Consider the following 14,856-nt stretch of genomic DNA (forward strand, 5'->3'; position numbering starts at 1 on the left):
CTCAGTGGCGCGCCCAGCCATGGTCCATCGGGCCGGAGCCGGCGCCGAGATCGAGCTGTGCACGCAGCGCGCCGCCCAGGTACGCCTTCGCATGCGCGACGGCGTCGCCGAGCGTGTCGCCGAGCGCGAGCCTCGAGGCGATCGCCGACGACAACGTGCAGCCGGTGCCGTGCGTGTTCGTGTTCGCGATGCGCTCGCCCTCGAACCAGCGCACGTCGCCGCCGGGCCATGCGAGCACGTCGCTCGCGTCGTTCGTACCGTGGCCGCCCTTGACGAGCGCCGCGCAGCCGTAGCGTTCGGCGAGCGTGCGCGCAGCGCGCTCCATCGCGTCGCGGTCGTCGATCGAGTCGCCGATGAGTGTGGACGCCTCCGGGATGTTCGGCGTGATGATTTCGGCGAGCGGGAACAGCTCACGCGTCATCGTGACGACCGATTCGTCGTCGGAGAGCTCAGAGCCGCTCGTCGCGACCATGACCGGGTCGACGACGACGTGCTGTGCGCCGTGCGCGCGCAGTTTCGAGGCGACCGTCTCGATCGCCTCGCGGCCGACGACGACGCCGATCTTGACGGCCGCCGGACGGATGTCGTCGAAGACCGAATCGATCTGTTGGCCGATGAGCGCGGCGTCGACGGACGCGATCGCCTGCACGCCGGTCGTGTTCTGCGCGGTGATGCCGGCGATGACGCATTCGCCGTAGACGTCGTTGGCGAGCATCGTCTTGAGATCGGCGGCGATGCCGGCGCCGCCCGACGAATCGGTCGTCGCAATCGTGAGCACCGCTGGCAGCTCGGTCGGAGTGCCGACCGTCTCCTCGTAGTCGTGGCGCGCGTCGCCGCGTACAGCGGTCCACGCGTCGACGAGACGCTGCGTGGCGACCTCCGGATCGTCAGCCGCGGCGATCGCGGAGACGACAAACCATCCGTCGGCGTAAGTGTCGGCGAGCATCGGCACATCGTCGACGTGCACGCCGCCGCCGACGACGAGCGGGTAGAGGCTCGCGTCGCACAGCGCGTTGATCTGGTCGGCGTCGAGCGTCGCCGCCGACCCGTTGACGCCCGCCTCGGGCTTCGTGGCCGTCGCATGCAGCGGGCCTGCGCCGATGTAGTCGATCGTGCCGGCCGGCAGCGCGTTCGCGGCCTCGACCTGCTCTTTCGTGTTCGCCGACAGGCCGACGATCGCGTCGTTGCCGAGCAGGCGGCGCGCCTCCTCGGGGGAGAGGTCGTCCTGGCCGATGTGGACGCCGTCGACCTTGATGCCGCGGTGACGCGCCTCGATCGCCGCGTCGACACGGTCGTCGATGACGAAGGCGACGCGGTGCTCGAGATGGTGGCCGCGGATCTCCTCGGCGATGTCGGCGGCCATCGACACGATGTCGGCGACATCGGCGTGCTTCGCGCGCAGCTGGACGAAGCTCGCGCCGCCGTCGAGCGCCTTCGAGACGACGTCGAGGAGTGTGCGCCCCTTGCAGTCGTCGGGGCCTACGACGAAGTAGAACCGCAGGTCGAAGGACCTGCGCATGGACGGATACGGGAACACAGCGGTCATCGGTTCGCCTCCAGAATCGTGGACGTCGACACGGTGTCGGCGTCGATTGCCCATAGGGCGTCGAGGAACTCGGACTGGAACGAGCCCGGTCCGTGGGACTCGGTCGCCGCGCGTTCCCCGGCGCGGTCGAACAGCAGGGACGCGGCGAGCGCCGCGACGAGCGGCTCGGCGACGCACAGGTAGGTGGCGGCCACTCCGCCGAGCGCGCAGCCGGCGCCGGTGATCTTTGTCATCATCGCGTCGCCGCCGGGCAGACGGAAGACGCGCTCGCCGTCGGTGACGAGGTCGGTCTCGCCCGAGACGGCGACGGCGCCGAGGCCGTCCTTGTCGTGTGCGCGCAGATGCCTCGCGACGCGCTTGGCGGCGGCGAGCGCGGAGTCGACATCGTCGGTCGATTCGACGCCGGCGGGGCCGTCGGTCACGTCGGAGCCGTCGGACAGGCCCCACAGCGCGTCGAGCGCGATGACCTCGGACGCGTTCGCGCGCACGACCGACGGCGGCACGTCGCGCATCGCCTTGAGGATCGCCGTGCGCGTCGCGCCGAGGCCGGCGGCGACCGGGTCGAGCACCCAGCGGTGGCCGGCGTCGTGCAGCGCGGCCGTGATCTCGCCAAGCGCGTCCTTGTAGAACGGCAGCAGCGTGCCGACGTTGATGTAGGTGGCCCCGCACATCGCCGCGATGTCGATGACGTCGTCGGGCAGATAGCTCATCGCGGCGGTGCCCCCTGAGGCGAGCTGCGCGTTCGCGACGAGGTTGATCGTGACGAAGTTCGTGAAGGACTGCGCGAGCGGCGTGCGTGCGCGCACGTCGAGCACGGATCGGCGGATCGATGCGCGCAGCGCGTCGTCGGCTGCGAGATCGTGATGGTCGGCTGTCGTTGCCTTGCACATATGTTGACTCCCTACGATGGCGTTACCCAAACAGGTTCAAAGGGTCAGGCGTTGCGCCTCTCTCAACTTCCCCGATGGAAGTTCCCCTGCACCTTACGAACGTATCGGCGGCTTGGGACAGGCCGTCGGCGGCGACGGCGTGTCACGATATGACGGTAGGATGCGGACGTTGATGTAAGACCCCAAACCGTTCAAACCAGAAGGTGCATTGTGGCTAATTCCAAACTTGATGAAGTCGTTTCCCTCGCCAAGCGTCGCGGCTTCGTATTCCCGGCAGGCGAAATCTACGGCGGCACGCGTTCGGCGTGGGACTACGGCCCGCTCGGCGTGGCGCTCAAGGACAACATCAAGCGCGAATGGTGGCGCTCGATGGTTGTCACCCGTCCGGACGTCGTCGGCGTCGACACGTCGATCATCCTGCCGTCCGCCGTCTGGGTCGCCTCCGGCCACGTCTCGGTCTTCAACGACCCGCTCATCGAATGCCTCACCTGCCACAAGCGCCACCGCGCAGACAAGCTCGAGGAGTCCTACGCCGAGAAGCACAACGACCAGATGCCGCCGAACGGCCTCAAGGACATCGTGTGCCCCGACTGCGGCACCCGCGGCAATTGGACCGAGCCGCGCGACTTCAACATGATGCTGCGCACCCATCTGGGCCCGGTCGAGGACGACAATTCGCTGCACTATCTGCGTCCGGAGACCGCGCAGGGCATCTTCGTCGACTTCAAGAACGTCATGACGAGCTCGCGTTCGAAGCCGCCGTTCGGCATCGCGAACACCGGCAAGAGCTTCCGCAACGAGATCACGCCGGGCAACTTCATCTTCCGCACGCGCGAGTTCGAGCAGATGGAGATGGAGTTCTTCGTCGAGCCGGGCACCGACGAGGCTTGGCAGCAGTACTGGATCGACGCGCGCACGCAGTGGTACCTCGACCTGGGCGTCAAGCCGGAGAACCTGCGCCACTACGAGCATCCGAAGGAGAAGCTCGCGCACTATTCGAAGCGCACCGTCGACATCGAATACCGCTTCGGCTTCCAGGGTTCCGACTGGGGCGAGCTCGAGGGCATCGCGAACCGCACCGACTTCGATCTCGGCGCACACTCCGAGCACTCCGGCGAGGACCTGAGCTACTTCAACCAGGCGACCGGCGAGAAGTACATCCCGTACGTCATCGAGCCGGCGGCCGGCCTGTCGCGCTCGCTCATGGCCTTCCTCGTCGACGCCTACGACGTCGATGAGGCGCCGAACACGAAGGGCGGCGTCGACAAGCGCACCGTGCTGCGCCTCGACCCACGTCTGGCCCCGATGAAGGCCGCCGTGCTGCCGCTGAGCAAGAAGCCCGAGCTGCAGAAGATTGCGCAGGACCTCGCATCCGATCTGCGTCTCAACGACTGGATGATCGACTACGACGAGTCTGGTGCGATCGGCCGCCGCTACCGCCGTCAGGACGAGATCGGCACGCCGCTGTGCATCACCGTCGACTTCGACACGCTCGACGATCAGGCCGTGACGATCCGTGAACGCGACACGATGCAGCAGGAGCGCGTCGCGCTCACGCAGGTCGCCGACTACGTGGCCGCGCGCATCAACGACAAGCGCACGCGCGTGCCGATGAAGCCGGTCGAGATGGGCGGCGAGGCATGGCCCGACAGCGTCCACATCGCCCAAGCCGGAGGCTTGTACTGAGTACTCAGCCCGGAGGCTTGTACTACAACGCGCACGGTCGCGGCTGCGGCCGTCCCTCCTCCCGATGCCTGTCGGACCCCGGTCCGGCAGGCATTTTGTCAGGAATCTTTCAGCGCGACGCCCTACAGTGTCCGCTGCCATTCGAGTTATCCACCGATTTATCCGCCGATGTCCGAACAGGGAACCATGACCGCTTCGCAGCAACCATCCATGACGGCCTTCGCGGCCGACGCGCCGACGCTCGACCCGAGCATCGATCCGACGCCCGAACGGCTCGACGATGCCCTCGAACCGTTGCAGTTGGGGTCGATCACGGTGCCGACGCCCGTCATGCTCTCGCCGATGGCCGGCGTGACGAACTGGCCGTTCCGCGTGCTGTGCGAGGAATACGGCCCCGACGGACTGTACGTCGCCGAGATGATCACGGCGCGCGCGCTCGTGGCGCGCAATCCGAAGGCACTGCGGCTGTGCCGCTTCGCGCCGCAGGAACGGCCGCGCTCGCTGCAGCTGTACGGCGTCAACCCATCGATCGTCGAGCAGGCGGCGCGCATCGTCGTCGACGAGCATATGGCCGACCATGTCGACCTCAACTTCGGCTGCCCGGTGCCGAAGGTCACGCGTCGCGGCGGCGGCTCCGCGCTGCCATGGAAGACCGATCTGTTCGCCGACATCGTCCGCCGCGTCGTGCGCGTGTGCGAGCCGGCCGGCATCCCTGTCACTGCGAAGTTCCGCGTCGGCATCGACGACGAGCACGTGACCTTCCATGAGGCGGGCCACATCGCGCAGGAGGAGGGCTGCGCGGCCGTCACGCTGCATGCGCGCACGACGGCCGAATACTACGGCGGCCACTCCGACTGGTCGAGGATCGGCGAACTCGTCGCCGAACTCGACATCCCGGTCTTCGGCAACGGCGACATCTGGGGTGCCGACGACGCCGTGCGCATGGTCAACGAGACCGGCTGCGCGGGCGTCGCGATCGGCCGCGGCTGCCAAGGACGGCCGTGGATCTTCGCCGACATCCGCCACGCCTTCGCCGGCAGCGACGAGCGCGCCGACCCGACGCTCGGCGAAGTCGGCGCGATCATCGTGCGACACGCCGAACTGCTCACCGAGTTCTACGACGGCGACGAGCGCATGGCCGTGCACGACCTGCGCAAGCACGTGGCCTGGTATCTCAAGGGATTCCCGGTCGGCGGCCAGATGCGCCGTGCGTTCATGGAATGCGAGGGGCTCGACGACGTCCGCCGTCTCGTCGCGACGCTCGACCCCGACGCGCGCATCCCGGCGCGCGTCGTCGACAAGCCACGCGGCCGTGTTCGCTTTGCGAAAAAGGTGCATCTTCCCTACGGATGGTTGGATTCCCGGCATACGACGCGCGAGGAGCGTGAGCGTCTGTTCGGCGACGACCCGATGGATGCCGGATATTAGTCGAGTGTCCGGTACGGGAAAACCGAAGGCGGCAATGTGAAAAGAATGCAAAGAAATCATCGTGGCGCAATCGTGCGACGTTCCATGAAGCGTTTCACATGGCGACTTGTGGGGCGTGGAATATCGTGCGGTCTGCGATACAGTAGAGACCAGCATCGTGAGTGACAGGAGAACATCGTGAGCGAGATTGCCCAGAATGACAATTTCAACGACAAAACCAACATCAAAGTCGTCGGCGTGGGCGGAGCCGGCGGCAACGCGGTCAACCGCATGATCGCCGAAGGGCTGCAGAACGTCGAGTTCGTCGCGATCAACACCGACGCAAAGGATCTGCTGCGTTCGGACGCCGACGTCAAGATCTCGCTGTCCGACGCCTCGAGCCGCGGTCTGGGCGCCGGCGCCGATCCTGAGAAGGGCGCGAAGGCGGCGCAGGACCACCAGTCCGACATCGAGGAGGCCGTCAAGGGCGCCGACATGGTCTTCGTCACCGCCGGCGAGGGCGGCGGCACCGGCACCGGCGCGAGCCCGCTCGTCGCGCGCGCCGCGCGCCAGCAGGGCGCACTGACGATCGCCGTCGTCACCCGTCCGTTCTCCTTCGAGGGACCGCAGCGCGCCGCCTCGGCCGCGCTCGGCATCGACAACCTGCGCAAGGAGGTCGACGCCCTCATCGTCATCCCGAACGACCGCCTGCTCGAACTCGCCGACCGTTCGATCGGCATCGTCGACGCGTTCAAGACCGCCGACACGGCGCTGCTCGCCGGCGTGCAGGGCATCACCGACCTCATCACGATGAACTCCTACATCCACGTCGACTTCTCCGACGTGACGTCGATCCTGCGCGATTCGGGCACCGCGATGTTCGGCATCGGCTCCGCGCGGGGCGACGACCGTGCGACGCAGGCCGCCGAGATCGCGATCAGCTCGCCGCTGCTCGAGGAGAGCATCGACGGCGCGAACGGCGTGCTCATCAACATCGCCGCGTCGACCGACCTCAAACTGCAGGAGGCCTACGCCGCGACCGAGCTCGTGCGCCGCTCCGCGCATCCGGAGGCGCAGATCATCTGGGGTCTGGCGCTCGACGATGCCTACGGCGACGAGATCCGCGTCACCGTCATTGCCGCCGGCTTCGATGCGAAGCATGAGACGACCGGTACCACCACGCGGGACTTCACCAACGCCCAGTCCGCCGTGCAGCCCGCGTCCCAGCCCACGCGCCATGTGGAGCCGGTCAAGCCGGCCGACAAGACGGGCACGCTGCCGCGGATGGTGACGTCGCCGGCGCCGAACGCGACGCCGATCTTCCAGACGACGGTCGAGCCGGAGCAGCCGGTCACGCCGGCCGTGCCGCCGACGCCGGTCACGCCGATCTTCGATCCGAGCATCGAGCCGGATCGCTATGCGCCGAATGATCCGGATGATGGCATCGTCATTCCGGATTTCCTGCGCTGATTGAGCCAGAAGAGCCAGAAAGGAAACACTGATGCCCGGGTTTCTCAAGCAGACGATGTCGTATCTCGGCATGACCGACGTCGCCGAGGACGACGACGCCGAATTCGATGAGGAGGAGGACGAGGCCGCATCGTCCTTCGACTCCGACCGCTCGGTGACGCCGATGCCGGCCGCGACCGCGCAGCCGGCATCGGCGCGCAAGCCGGCCGCCCCATTCCAGGGACGCGTCAGCCGCATCACGACGATCCATCCGCATTCGTACGAGGATGCGCAGCTCGTCGGCCGCGCGCTGCGCGATGGCGTGCCGGTCGTGCTCAATCTCACCGGCGTTTCCGAGGCGGTCGCCTACCGCATCGTCGACTTCTCGTCGGGCGTCGTCTTCGGCGTGTCCGGATCGATCGAGCGCGTCACGCCACGCGTGTTCCTGCTCAGCCCCGCGCGCGTCGACATCGTCGCCGAGGACGCCGAGCAGAACACGGCGCACGACCTCTTCGCGCAGTGACCGGCACGACGCATGGCGCGTGCATGGCGCAGGCGAGACGGGAAGGTAGGGGAACGGCATGCTCTCGATGCTGATTGCGACGCTGTTCAGGCTTGTCGACTGGCTCATCGACGCCTACATGCTCGTGCTGTTCGCGCGCATGATCCTCGACTGGATTTTTGTGCTCGCGCGCGGATGGCGGCCGCGGGGATTCGCGGCGACGCTTGTCTCGATCGTCTACGCGCTCACCGAGCCGCCGTTGCGGTGGCTGCGTCGGTACATTAAGCCGATTCCGATGGGACCAGTGTCCTTCGACACGAGCTTCCTCGTGCTGTATTTCGCGCTCATCGTGCTGCGGGTGCTCATCTGACGAGGATCCGCGAGACGGCCGCAGGGCGGGGAAATTAAGCAGAAACGTGATTGTTTGCACGCAACCCGTGCTAGCATCAACAAATAAGTCCAACTAAGCCGGGTGGTAACCCAAAGCGAGGTGCAAGATATATGGCTCTTTTGACGCCTAAGGATATTAGGGAGCACACCTTCCAGACGGTGCGCTTCAAAGAAGGGTACGACGTTGACGAGGTCGACGACTTCCTTGATCAGGTCACCGAGACCGTTGAAGCTTTGGGCAAGCAAGCCGTCGCCGGCAGCCAGTCGACCCAAGCGCTCGGCCCGGACGTTTCCGAACTCAACACGAAGATCTCCGATCTGACAAATCAGGTCCAGCAGCTGCAGAACGAGAACCAGTCGCTGCGCGCCGCGGCCGCCCAGGGCGCCGACGGGCAGGCGCAGGCACAGATCGCTCAGGCCAATCAGGCCGTGCAGGCGGCGCAGGGCAAACTCGCCGAGGCCGAGGACACGAACCGCACGCTCGCTTCGCAGAACGAGCAGCTCAAGGCGCAGGTCGAGCGTCTGAGCGCGCAGATCGACCAGCTCACCGCGCAGGCCGCGCAGAACTCCGAGCAGCCGGATCTGGCCGCGCAGCTCGCCGAGATCACCAAGCAGCGCGACCAGTTCCGCGCCGACAGCGAGAACCTGCGTCGCGAACTGTCCAACGCGCACCAGCAGACGGTCCGCGCGCAGCAGCAGGACGCCCAGATCGCCGAGCTGAGCAAGCAGCTCGAGGAGTCGAAGCAGCGCGAGGAGCAGCTGCGCGACCAGGTCGCCAAGGTCGAGCCGAACACCGAGACCGGCAGCCTGCAGAAGATCAAGAGCGCGGCGGCGGCCGCCAACAGCGAGCCGGAGCGCGCCACGGCGATGCTCACGCTCGCGATGCAGCTGCACGACCAGTACGTCGACAAGGGCAAGGCCACGGCGAAGGAGATCACCGAGCAGAGCCAGCGCAAGTACGAGGAGCTCATCGGCAAGGCCAACGACTACTCGAACCGCACGCGCACCGAGGCCGACGACTACAACAAGCGCGTCCACGAGGAAGCGGACGCTTACAGCAAGCGCACTCGCGACGACGCGGACGCCTACGGCAAGAGCGTGCACGAGCAGGCCGAGGCCTACTCGACGAAGACGCGTACTGAGGCCGACGAATACAGCGCGAAGACGCGTCAGGACGCCGACACCTACATGCAGAACAAGCATGCGGAGGCCGACCAGTACGTCGCCGACAAGACCGCGGAGGCGAACGACTACGCGGAGACGAAGACGAACGAGGCGAACACCTACGCCGACGCGAAGGCGCACGAGGCCGACGAATACGCCCAGAAGAAGCAGGACGAAGGGAACACCTACGCCCAGCAGAAGAAGAGCGAAGCCGACCAGTACGTCGTCGATCGCCATAGCGAGCTCGACGAGTACGAGAAGGAAGTGCAGCAGCGCGCCCAGGCCTACGACGAGAAGACCCGCACGGCGGCCGATGACTACGCGACGCAGGTGCGCACGAACCTCGAGACGCAGTCGAAGGTCATCGAAGGCAACATCCAGGGCCTCAAGCAGTTCGAGACCGAGTATCGCGCACGCCTGACCGAGTTCCTCACCCAGCTGCAGGCGCAGGTCTCCGACACGAACAACTACAACAGCATGGACAAGAACAACTGAGGGACGCAGTGACCCATCAGTTGAACAGCGAGCGAAGACGGCCGCGTATCCGCGTGGCCGTCTTCGCGTGTATCGCCATCATCGCCATCGTCATCGACCAGCTGACGAAGGCCATCGCACAGGAGCTGCTCGCCGACGGCGAATCCGTCGCCGTCATACCCGGACTGCTGCGCTTCACGCTCGTGCACAACCCCGGCGCCTCGCTCGGCATGGGATCGAACATGACGTGGCTCATCGCGCTGTTAGCGATCGTTGCCTGCGTCGTGCTGCTCGTGCTCGGGCTGCGCACGCGGTCGATGGCGTGGACCGTGTTCCTCGCGCTCGCCTTCGCTGGCGCTTTCGGCAATCTCATCGACCGCGTTGCGTACGCGGACGACTTTCTCAACGGCAAGGTCGTCGACTTCCTCGACTACGGATGGTCGGTCGGCAACGTCGCGGACGTCTTTCTGATGGTCGCCGGCGTTGGCATCGTCGTGCTCATCCTGTGCAACGTGCCGTTCGGTGGCCGTCGGATCACGGAGGACACGCACTCCCAGGGAAAGGACGACTCGCAGGGAAAGGACGAAGGGACATGCTGAAGGTCGTGCCGGCGCCGGACACGCTCATCGGACGGCGCTTCGACATCGCCGTCGCGAAGATGCTCGGCATCTCGCGCGCGAAGGCGGCCGATCTGATCGAGACCGATCAGGCGCGCATCGCCGGACGGCAGGGGGAGCACGGCAAGTCGGCGACGCTGCAGGACGGCGACCTCGTCGAGTTTGATCTCGTCGACGAGCAGCGCGCGCCGGAGCCGATCGCCGAGGACATGCCGATCGTCTACGAGGACGAGGACATCGTCGTCGTAGACAAGCCGGTCGGCGTCGCGGCGCACGCGTCGGTCGGCTGGACGGGGCCGACCGTGCTCGGCTCTCTGCTCAAGCGCGGCGTGCGCATCACGGCGCTCGGTGTGCCGGGACGTCAGGGCATCGTCTCGAGGCTCGACGTCGGCACGTCGGGGCTCATGCTCGTCTGCAAGTCCGATCTCGCGTACAAGGAGATGCGACGGCAGTTCTCCGAACACGAGGTCATCAAGACCTACCATGCGCTCGCCCAGGGCAACCTCAAAGAGGACAAGGCGACGATCGAGGCGCCGATCGGGCGCGCGAAAGTCTCCGACTTCCGCTTCTGCGTGACGCCGGGCGGCAAGGAGGCGGTCACCCATTGGGACGTCCTCGAACGCTTCGGCGAGGCGACGCTCGCGAAGATCAATCTTGAAACAGGCCGCACCCATCAGATCCGCGTGCACTTCTCGTCGATCGGCCATCCGCTCGTCGGCGACGCGATGTATGGGGCAAACCCGAAGCTGTCGGCCGAACTCGGCCTCGAACGCCAGTGGCTGCATGCGATGCAGCTCGAGTTCCGCCACCCGCGCACGCATCTGAACACCGTCGTCACCTCGCATTATCCGGCCGATCTCGAGCACGCGCTCGACGTGCTGCGTGCACGTCATGCCGAGCCGGCCGAAGCCTGATCGACGACAGCCCGATGGCCGACGCGCGTGTCGCGGCGCGGCGCACAGAACGCCGTGGAGTGTCGCGGCGAACGGACGGTGAATCCGCTCACAGACCCTTGAATCGCGTCACCGAAGTTCGCTAGATTGGTGGGCATGGCTCAATCCGCGAACTTCGTCCATCTGCACAACCACACGCATTACTCGCTGCTCGACGGCGCCTCGAAGATCCCCGGTCTCGTCGCGCGCGCCAAGGAACTCGGCATGCCGGCCGTCGGCATCACCGACCATGGCAACATGCACGGCGCCTATGAGATGTGGAGCACGGCGGTCAGCCAAGGCGTCAAGCCGATCATCGGCATCGAGGCGTATGTGACGCCGGAGACGGCGCGCGGCGACAAGAGCCGCGTGCATTGGGGCACTGAGGATCAGCGTCGCGACGACGTCTCCGGCGGCGGTTTGATCACCCATCTGACGTTGTGGGCCGAGAACGACGAGGGGCTCGTCAACCTGACGAAGGCGTCGTCGGTCGCCAACCTCGAAGGACGCGTCATGCGCTACCCGCGTATGGACAAGGATGTGCTGGCCACCTACAGCAAGGGCGTGATCTGCGGCTCCGGCTGCCCGTCGGGCATCATTCAGACGCGTCTGCGCCTCGGACAGTTCGACGAGGCGCTGCGCGCCGCCGGCGAGCTGCAGGACATCTACGGGCGCGACAACTTCTTCATCGAGCTGATGGACCACAACATCGAGATCGAACGCAAGGTCACCGAGGACCTGCTCGAGATCGCGCGCCGGCTCGACGCGCCGCTGCTCGCGACGAACGACTCGCATTACGTGCTCGAGCAGGACGCGGCCACGCAGGACGCGATGCTGTGCATCAACTCCGGTTCGAGGCTCGACGACCCGGACCGCTTCAAGTTCGACGGCGAAGGCTACTACCTGCGCACGGCCGAGCAGATGCGCGAACTGTTCCGCGACCTGCCGCAGGCCTGCGACAACACGCTCGAGGTGGCCGAACGCTGCAACGTCATGTTCGACGACCACGAGGACGGCGCGTTCATGCCGAAGTTCCCGTGCCCCGAAGGCTGGGACGAGACCTCGCTGTTCCTCAAGAAGGTCGAGGAGGGTCTCGAACGCCGCTACGACGGCGACGTGCCGGCGCATGTGCTCGCGCAGGCCGACTATGAGTGCGGCGTCATCTGCCAGATGCAGTTCCCGGGTTACTTCCTCGTCGTCGCCGACTACATCCAGTGGGCGAAGGACCATGACATCATGGTCGGCCCGGGTCGCGGCTCGGCCGCAGGCTCAATGGTCGCGTACGCGATGGGCATCACCGAACTCGACCCGCTCGAGCACGGCCTGATCTTCGAACGCTTCCTCAACCCCGAGCGCGTGAGCCTGCCGGATATCGACGTCGACTTCGATCCGGAAGGGCGCCTCAAGGTGATCGAATACTGCGGCGAGAAGTACGGACACGACAAGGTCGCGCAGTGCGTGATCTACGGCACGATCAAGACGAAGCAGGCGATCAAGGATTCGGCGCGCATCATGGGCTACGAGTTCGCGATGGGCGAGAAGGTCACGAAGGCGCTGCCGCCGGCCGCCACCGGCGGCAAGGACATCTCGGTGCACGACATCTTCGACCCGAAGTCGAAGCGCTACGCCGAGGCACGCGAGTACCGCGAGATGTACGAGAAGGACCCGGATGCGAAGGCGATCACCGACAAGGCGATGGGTCTCGAGGGACTGATCCGCCAGACCGGCGTGCACGCATGCGCGACGATCATGGGTTCTGCGCCGATCACCGACACGTCGCCGCTGCTCGAACGCACCGACGGCACGGTGACGACGACCTTCGAGTACCACACCTGCGAAACGCTCGGATTGGTGAAGATGGACTTCCTTGGCCTGTCCAACCTCACGGTGATCAGCGACACGCTCAAGAACATCGCGGCCAACGGCAAGGATGCAATCGACTACACGAAGATCCCGCTCGACGACAAGGAGACCTACGAGCTGCTGTCCCGCGGCGACACGCTCGGCGTGTTCCAGCTCGATTCGGACGGCATGCGCGCGCTGCTCAAGCAGCTCAAGCCGGACAACTTCAACGATATCTCGGCACTGATTGCGCTGTACCGCCCGGGCCCGATGGATATGAACTCGCACACGAACTACGCCAAGCGCAAGAACGGGCTGCAGAAGATCGAGCCGATCCATCCCGAGCTCGCCGAGCCGCTCAAGGAGGTGCTCGACGAGACCTACGGCCTGATCATCTATCAGGAGCAGGTGCAGTCGGCGGCGCGTATCCTCGCCGGCTACTCACTCGGCAAGGCGGACGTGCTGCGCCGTGCGATGGGCAAGAAGAAGCCCGAGGTGCTCGCCAAGGAGAAGGTGCCGTTCTTCGAGGGCATGAAGGAACACGGATACTCGCAGGAGGCAGCGCAGGCCGTCTGGGACGTGCTCGTGCCGTTCTCCGGTTATGCGTTCAACAAGGCGCATTCGGCCGCCTACGGCCTGATCTCGTACTGGACCGCCTACCTCAAGACGCATTACCCGGTCGAGTTCATGGCCGCGCTGCTGCAGGGCGCCGTGAGCAACAAGGACAAGACGGCGCTGTATCTGGGCGAGGCGCGCCGCATGGGCATCAAGGTGCTGCTGCCGGACATCAACGAATCGGTGTTCGAGTACTCGGCCGTCGGTGACGTCGTGCGCTTCGGCCTCGGCGCGATCAGGAACGTCGGCGAGACGGCCGTCAAGGAGATCATCGCCGAACGCAACGGTCCGCGCGGCCGCTACGTCGACTTCATGGACTACATCCGGCGCGCCCCGCTCACCGCGCTCAACAAGCGCCTCGTCGAATCATTGATCAAGGGGGGCGCCTTCGATTCGGTCAACCCCAACCGCCGCGCGCTGTGCACGATCCACGAGGCCGCGATCGACTCGGTCGTCGACCTCAAGCGCCGTCAGGCCAACGGGCAGTTCGACCTGTTCGCCGACCTCGACGGCGGTGAGGACGACGATCCGGCGCTGCTGGGCGACGCGACCGTCACGATCCCCGACATCGAGGAGTGGGACAAGAAGACGAAGCTGCAGTACGAGCGCGACATGCTCGGCCTGTACGTCTCCGACCATCCGCTCTCGGGCATGCAGAGCATCCTCGCGGCGCTGCGCGAGATGTCGATTGCACATTTGATCGATCGCGCGCCGACGATGCCCGAACGCACGCAGGTCACCGTCGCCGGCCTGATCACGAACGTCGACCGACGCATGTCGAAGAAGGGCAACCCGTGGGCGATCGTGACGATCGAGGACATGGAAAGCTCGATTCAGTGCATGCTCTTCGGCAAGGTCTACGAATCGGCGGCCGCCGAACTCGCCGTCGACACCGTCGTGCAGATGCGCGGCATGGTCGAGGTGCGCGACGAGACCGTCACGCTGCGCGCCACCGAGATGCAGGTGCCCTCGCTCGAGGCGGAGGACGCGCGCCCGGTGCTCATCGCGCTGCCGGCAGGCGCGCTGCAGCGCGACCGCCTCGAACAGCTCGGGGCCGTGCTGTCGAACCATCCGGGCTACTGCGAGGTTAAGCTTGTCGTCTTCGACGAACGCGGCGACGCGCAGGTGCTGACGATGGGCGACCGGTTCCGCGTCACGCGCGACACGAGCCTGTTCGCCGACGTCAAGATCATCTTCGGCCCCGCGGCGCTGATGTCCGCGTGAGTGCGCGGGGCAGCGCGCGGCCGCTTCGGTCTGCGCGCGACCCCGTGGCCGTTGTGCTCTGCGCGCGGCAGCCACATCGTGAGATGTGACGGCGCGCGAATCATGCTCGTGACAGGCC

11 protein-coding genes, 1 pseudogene and 1 riboswitch are annotated in these 14,856 nt (G+C 66.1%); of the genes and pseudogenes, 9 read left to right on the forward strand and 3 right to left on the reverse strand.

Annotated elements, in window-relative coordinates; genetic code table 11:
* Position 1: 1 nt before the first annotated feature.
* The 3 genes and pseudogenes from thiD to thiM all read right to left on the reverse strand — a co-directional run bounded on the left by thiD (position 2) and on the right by thiM (position 2,436).
* A complete protein-coding gene (gene thiD, locus CGZ88_RS09205; RefSeq protein WP_423734401.1) occupies positions 2 to 787 on the reverse strand; it encodes a bifunctional hydroxymethylpyrimidine kinase/phosphomethylpyrimidine kinase in 786 nt (261 codons plus the stop codon).
* A 171-nt stretch (positions 788 to 958) separates the two neighbouring features.
* Positions 959 to 1,600: pseudogene (locus tag CGZ88_RS09210) on the reverse strand (thiamine phosphate synthase); the annotation flags it as partial.
* Positions 1,543 to 2,436 (reverse strand): hydroxyethylthiazole kinase, encoded by an 894-nt coding sequence (gene thiM, locus CGZ88_RS00220; RefSeq protein WP_026645215.1) that lies wholly within the window; start codon positions 2,434 to 2,436, stop codon positions 1,543 to 1,545. The gene thiM and the pseudogene CGZ88_RS09210, both read right to left, overlap by 58 nt.
* Positions 2,427 to 2,534: riboswitch (TPP riboswitch) on the reverse strand. (Overlaps the previous gene by 10 nt.)
* A gap of 112 nt (positions 2,535 to 2,646) precedes the next feature.
* Between thiM and CGZ88_RS00225 the strand changes: the two genes are divergently transcribed.
* From CGZ88_RS00225 to dnaE, 9 genes are all read left to right on the forward strand, one after another.
* Complete coding sequence (locus CGZ88_RS00225; protein WP_026645214.1) at positions 2,647 to 4,122, forward strand: glycine--tRNA ligase; 1,476 nt, start codon at positions 2,647 to 2,649, stop codon at positions 4,120 to 4,122.
* 186 nt (positions 4,123 to 4,308) lie between these two features.
* On the forward strand, positions 4,309 to 5,550 hold the full coding sequence (gene dusB / locus CGZ88_RS00230; protein WP_101670833.1) for a tRNA dihydrouridine synthase DusB: 1,242 nt from the start codon (positions 4,309 to 4,311) through the stop codon (positions 5,548 to 5,550).
* 177 nt (positions 5,551 to 5,727) lie between these two features.
* Positions 5,728 to 6,999, forward strand: coding sequence for a cell division protein FtsZ (gene ftsZ, locus CGZ88_RS00235; RefSeq protein ID WP_026645212.1), 1,272 nt, complete (start codon positions 5,728 to 5,730; stop codon positions 6,997 to 6,999).
* Between the two features lie 31 nt (positions 7,000 to 7,030).
* Entirely contained in the window at positions 7,031 to 7,501 is a 471-nt protein-coding gene (locus CGZ88_RS00240; RefSeq protein WP_026645211.1) for a cell division protein SepF, read from the forward strand.
* A 58-nt stretch (positions 7,502 to 7,559) separates the two neighbouring features.
* On the forward strand, positions 7,560 to 7,850 hold the full coding sequence (locus CGZ88_RS00245) for a YggT family protein (RefSeq protein WP_026645210.1): 291 nt from the start codon (positions 7,560 to 7,562) through the stop codon (positions 7,848 to 7,850).
* A 131-nt stretch (positions 7,851 to 7,981) separates the two neighbouring features.
* Positions 7,982 to 9,529, forward strand: a complete 1,548-nt coding sequence (locus tag CGZ88_RS00250) for a DivIVA domain-containing protein (RefSeq protein WP_101670834.1) — start codon at positions 7,982 to 7,984, stop codon at positions 9,527 to 9,529.
* 20 nt (positions 9,530 to 9,549) lie between these two features.
* Positions 9,550 to 10,107 (forward strand): signal peptidase II, encoded by a 558-nt coding sequence (locus tag CGZ88_RS00255; protein WP_026645208.1) that lies wholly within the window; start codon positions 9,550 to 9,552, stop codon positions 10,105 to 10,107.
* Positions 10,101 to 11,039: an RluA family pseudouridine synthase gene (locus CGZ88_RS00260; protein WP_026645207.1), complete on the forward strand. Its 939-nt coding sequence runs from the start codon at positions 10,101 to 10,103 to the stop codon at positions 11,037 to 11,039. The genes CGZ88_RS00255 and CGZ88_RS00260 overlap by 7 nt, the downstream gene beginning before the upstream one ends.
* 135 nt (positions 11,040 to 11,174) lie before the next feature.
* Positions 11,175 to 14,738, forward strand: coding sequence for a DNA polymerase III subunit alpha (dnaE, locus tag CGZ88_RS00265; protein WP_101670835.1), 3,564 nt, complete (start codon positions 11,175 to 11,177; stop codon positions 14,736 to 14,738).
* Positions 14,739 to 14,856: the final 118 nt, after the last annotated feature.

This window comes from Bifidobacterium anseris (genome assembly GCF_002860345.1).
In the GTDB taxonomy this organism is placed as follows: Bacteria; Actinomycetota; Actinomycetes; order Actinomycetales; family Bifidobacteriaceae; genus Bifidobacterium; species Bifidobacterium anseris.

Coding starts and splice junctions, on each gene's coding strand:
- thiM (WP_026645215.1), bottom strand. CDS start 2,436: ATGTGCAAGGCAACGACAGCCGACCATCACGATCTCGCAGCCGACGAC.
- CGZ88_RS00260 (WP_026645207.1), top strand. CDS start 10,101: ATGCTGAAGGTCGTGCCGGCGCCGGACACGCTCATCGGACGGCGCTTC.
- CGZ88_RS00240 (WP_026645211.1), top strand. CDS start 7,031: ATGCCCGGGTTTCTCAAGCAGACGATGTCGTATCTCGGCATGACCGAC.
- CGZ88_RS00250 (WP_101670834.1), top strand. CDS start 7,982: ATGGCTCTTTTGACGCCTAAGGATATTAGGGAGCACACCTTCCAGACG.
- dnaE (WP_101670835.1), top strand. CDS start 11,175: ATGGCTCAATCCGCGAACTTCGTCCATCTGCACAACCACACGCATTAC.
- dusB (WP_101670833.1), top strand. CDS start 4,309: ATGACCGCTTCGCAGCAACCATCCATGACGGCCTTCGCGGCCGACGCG.
- CGZ88_RS00245 (WP_026645210.1), top strand. CDS start 7,560: ATGCTCTCGATGCTGATTGCGACGCTGTTCAGGCTTGTCGACTGGCTC.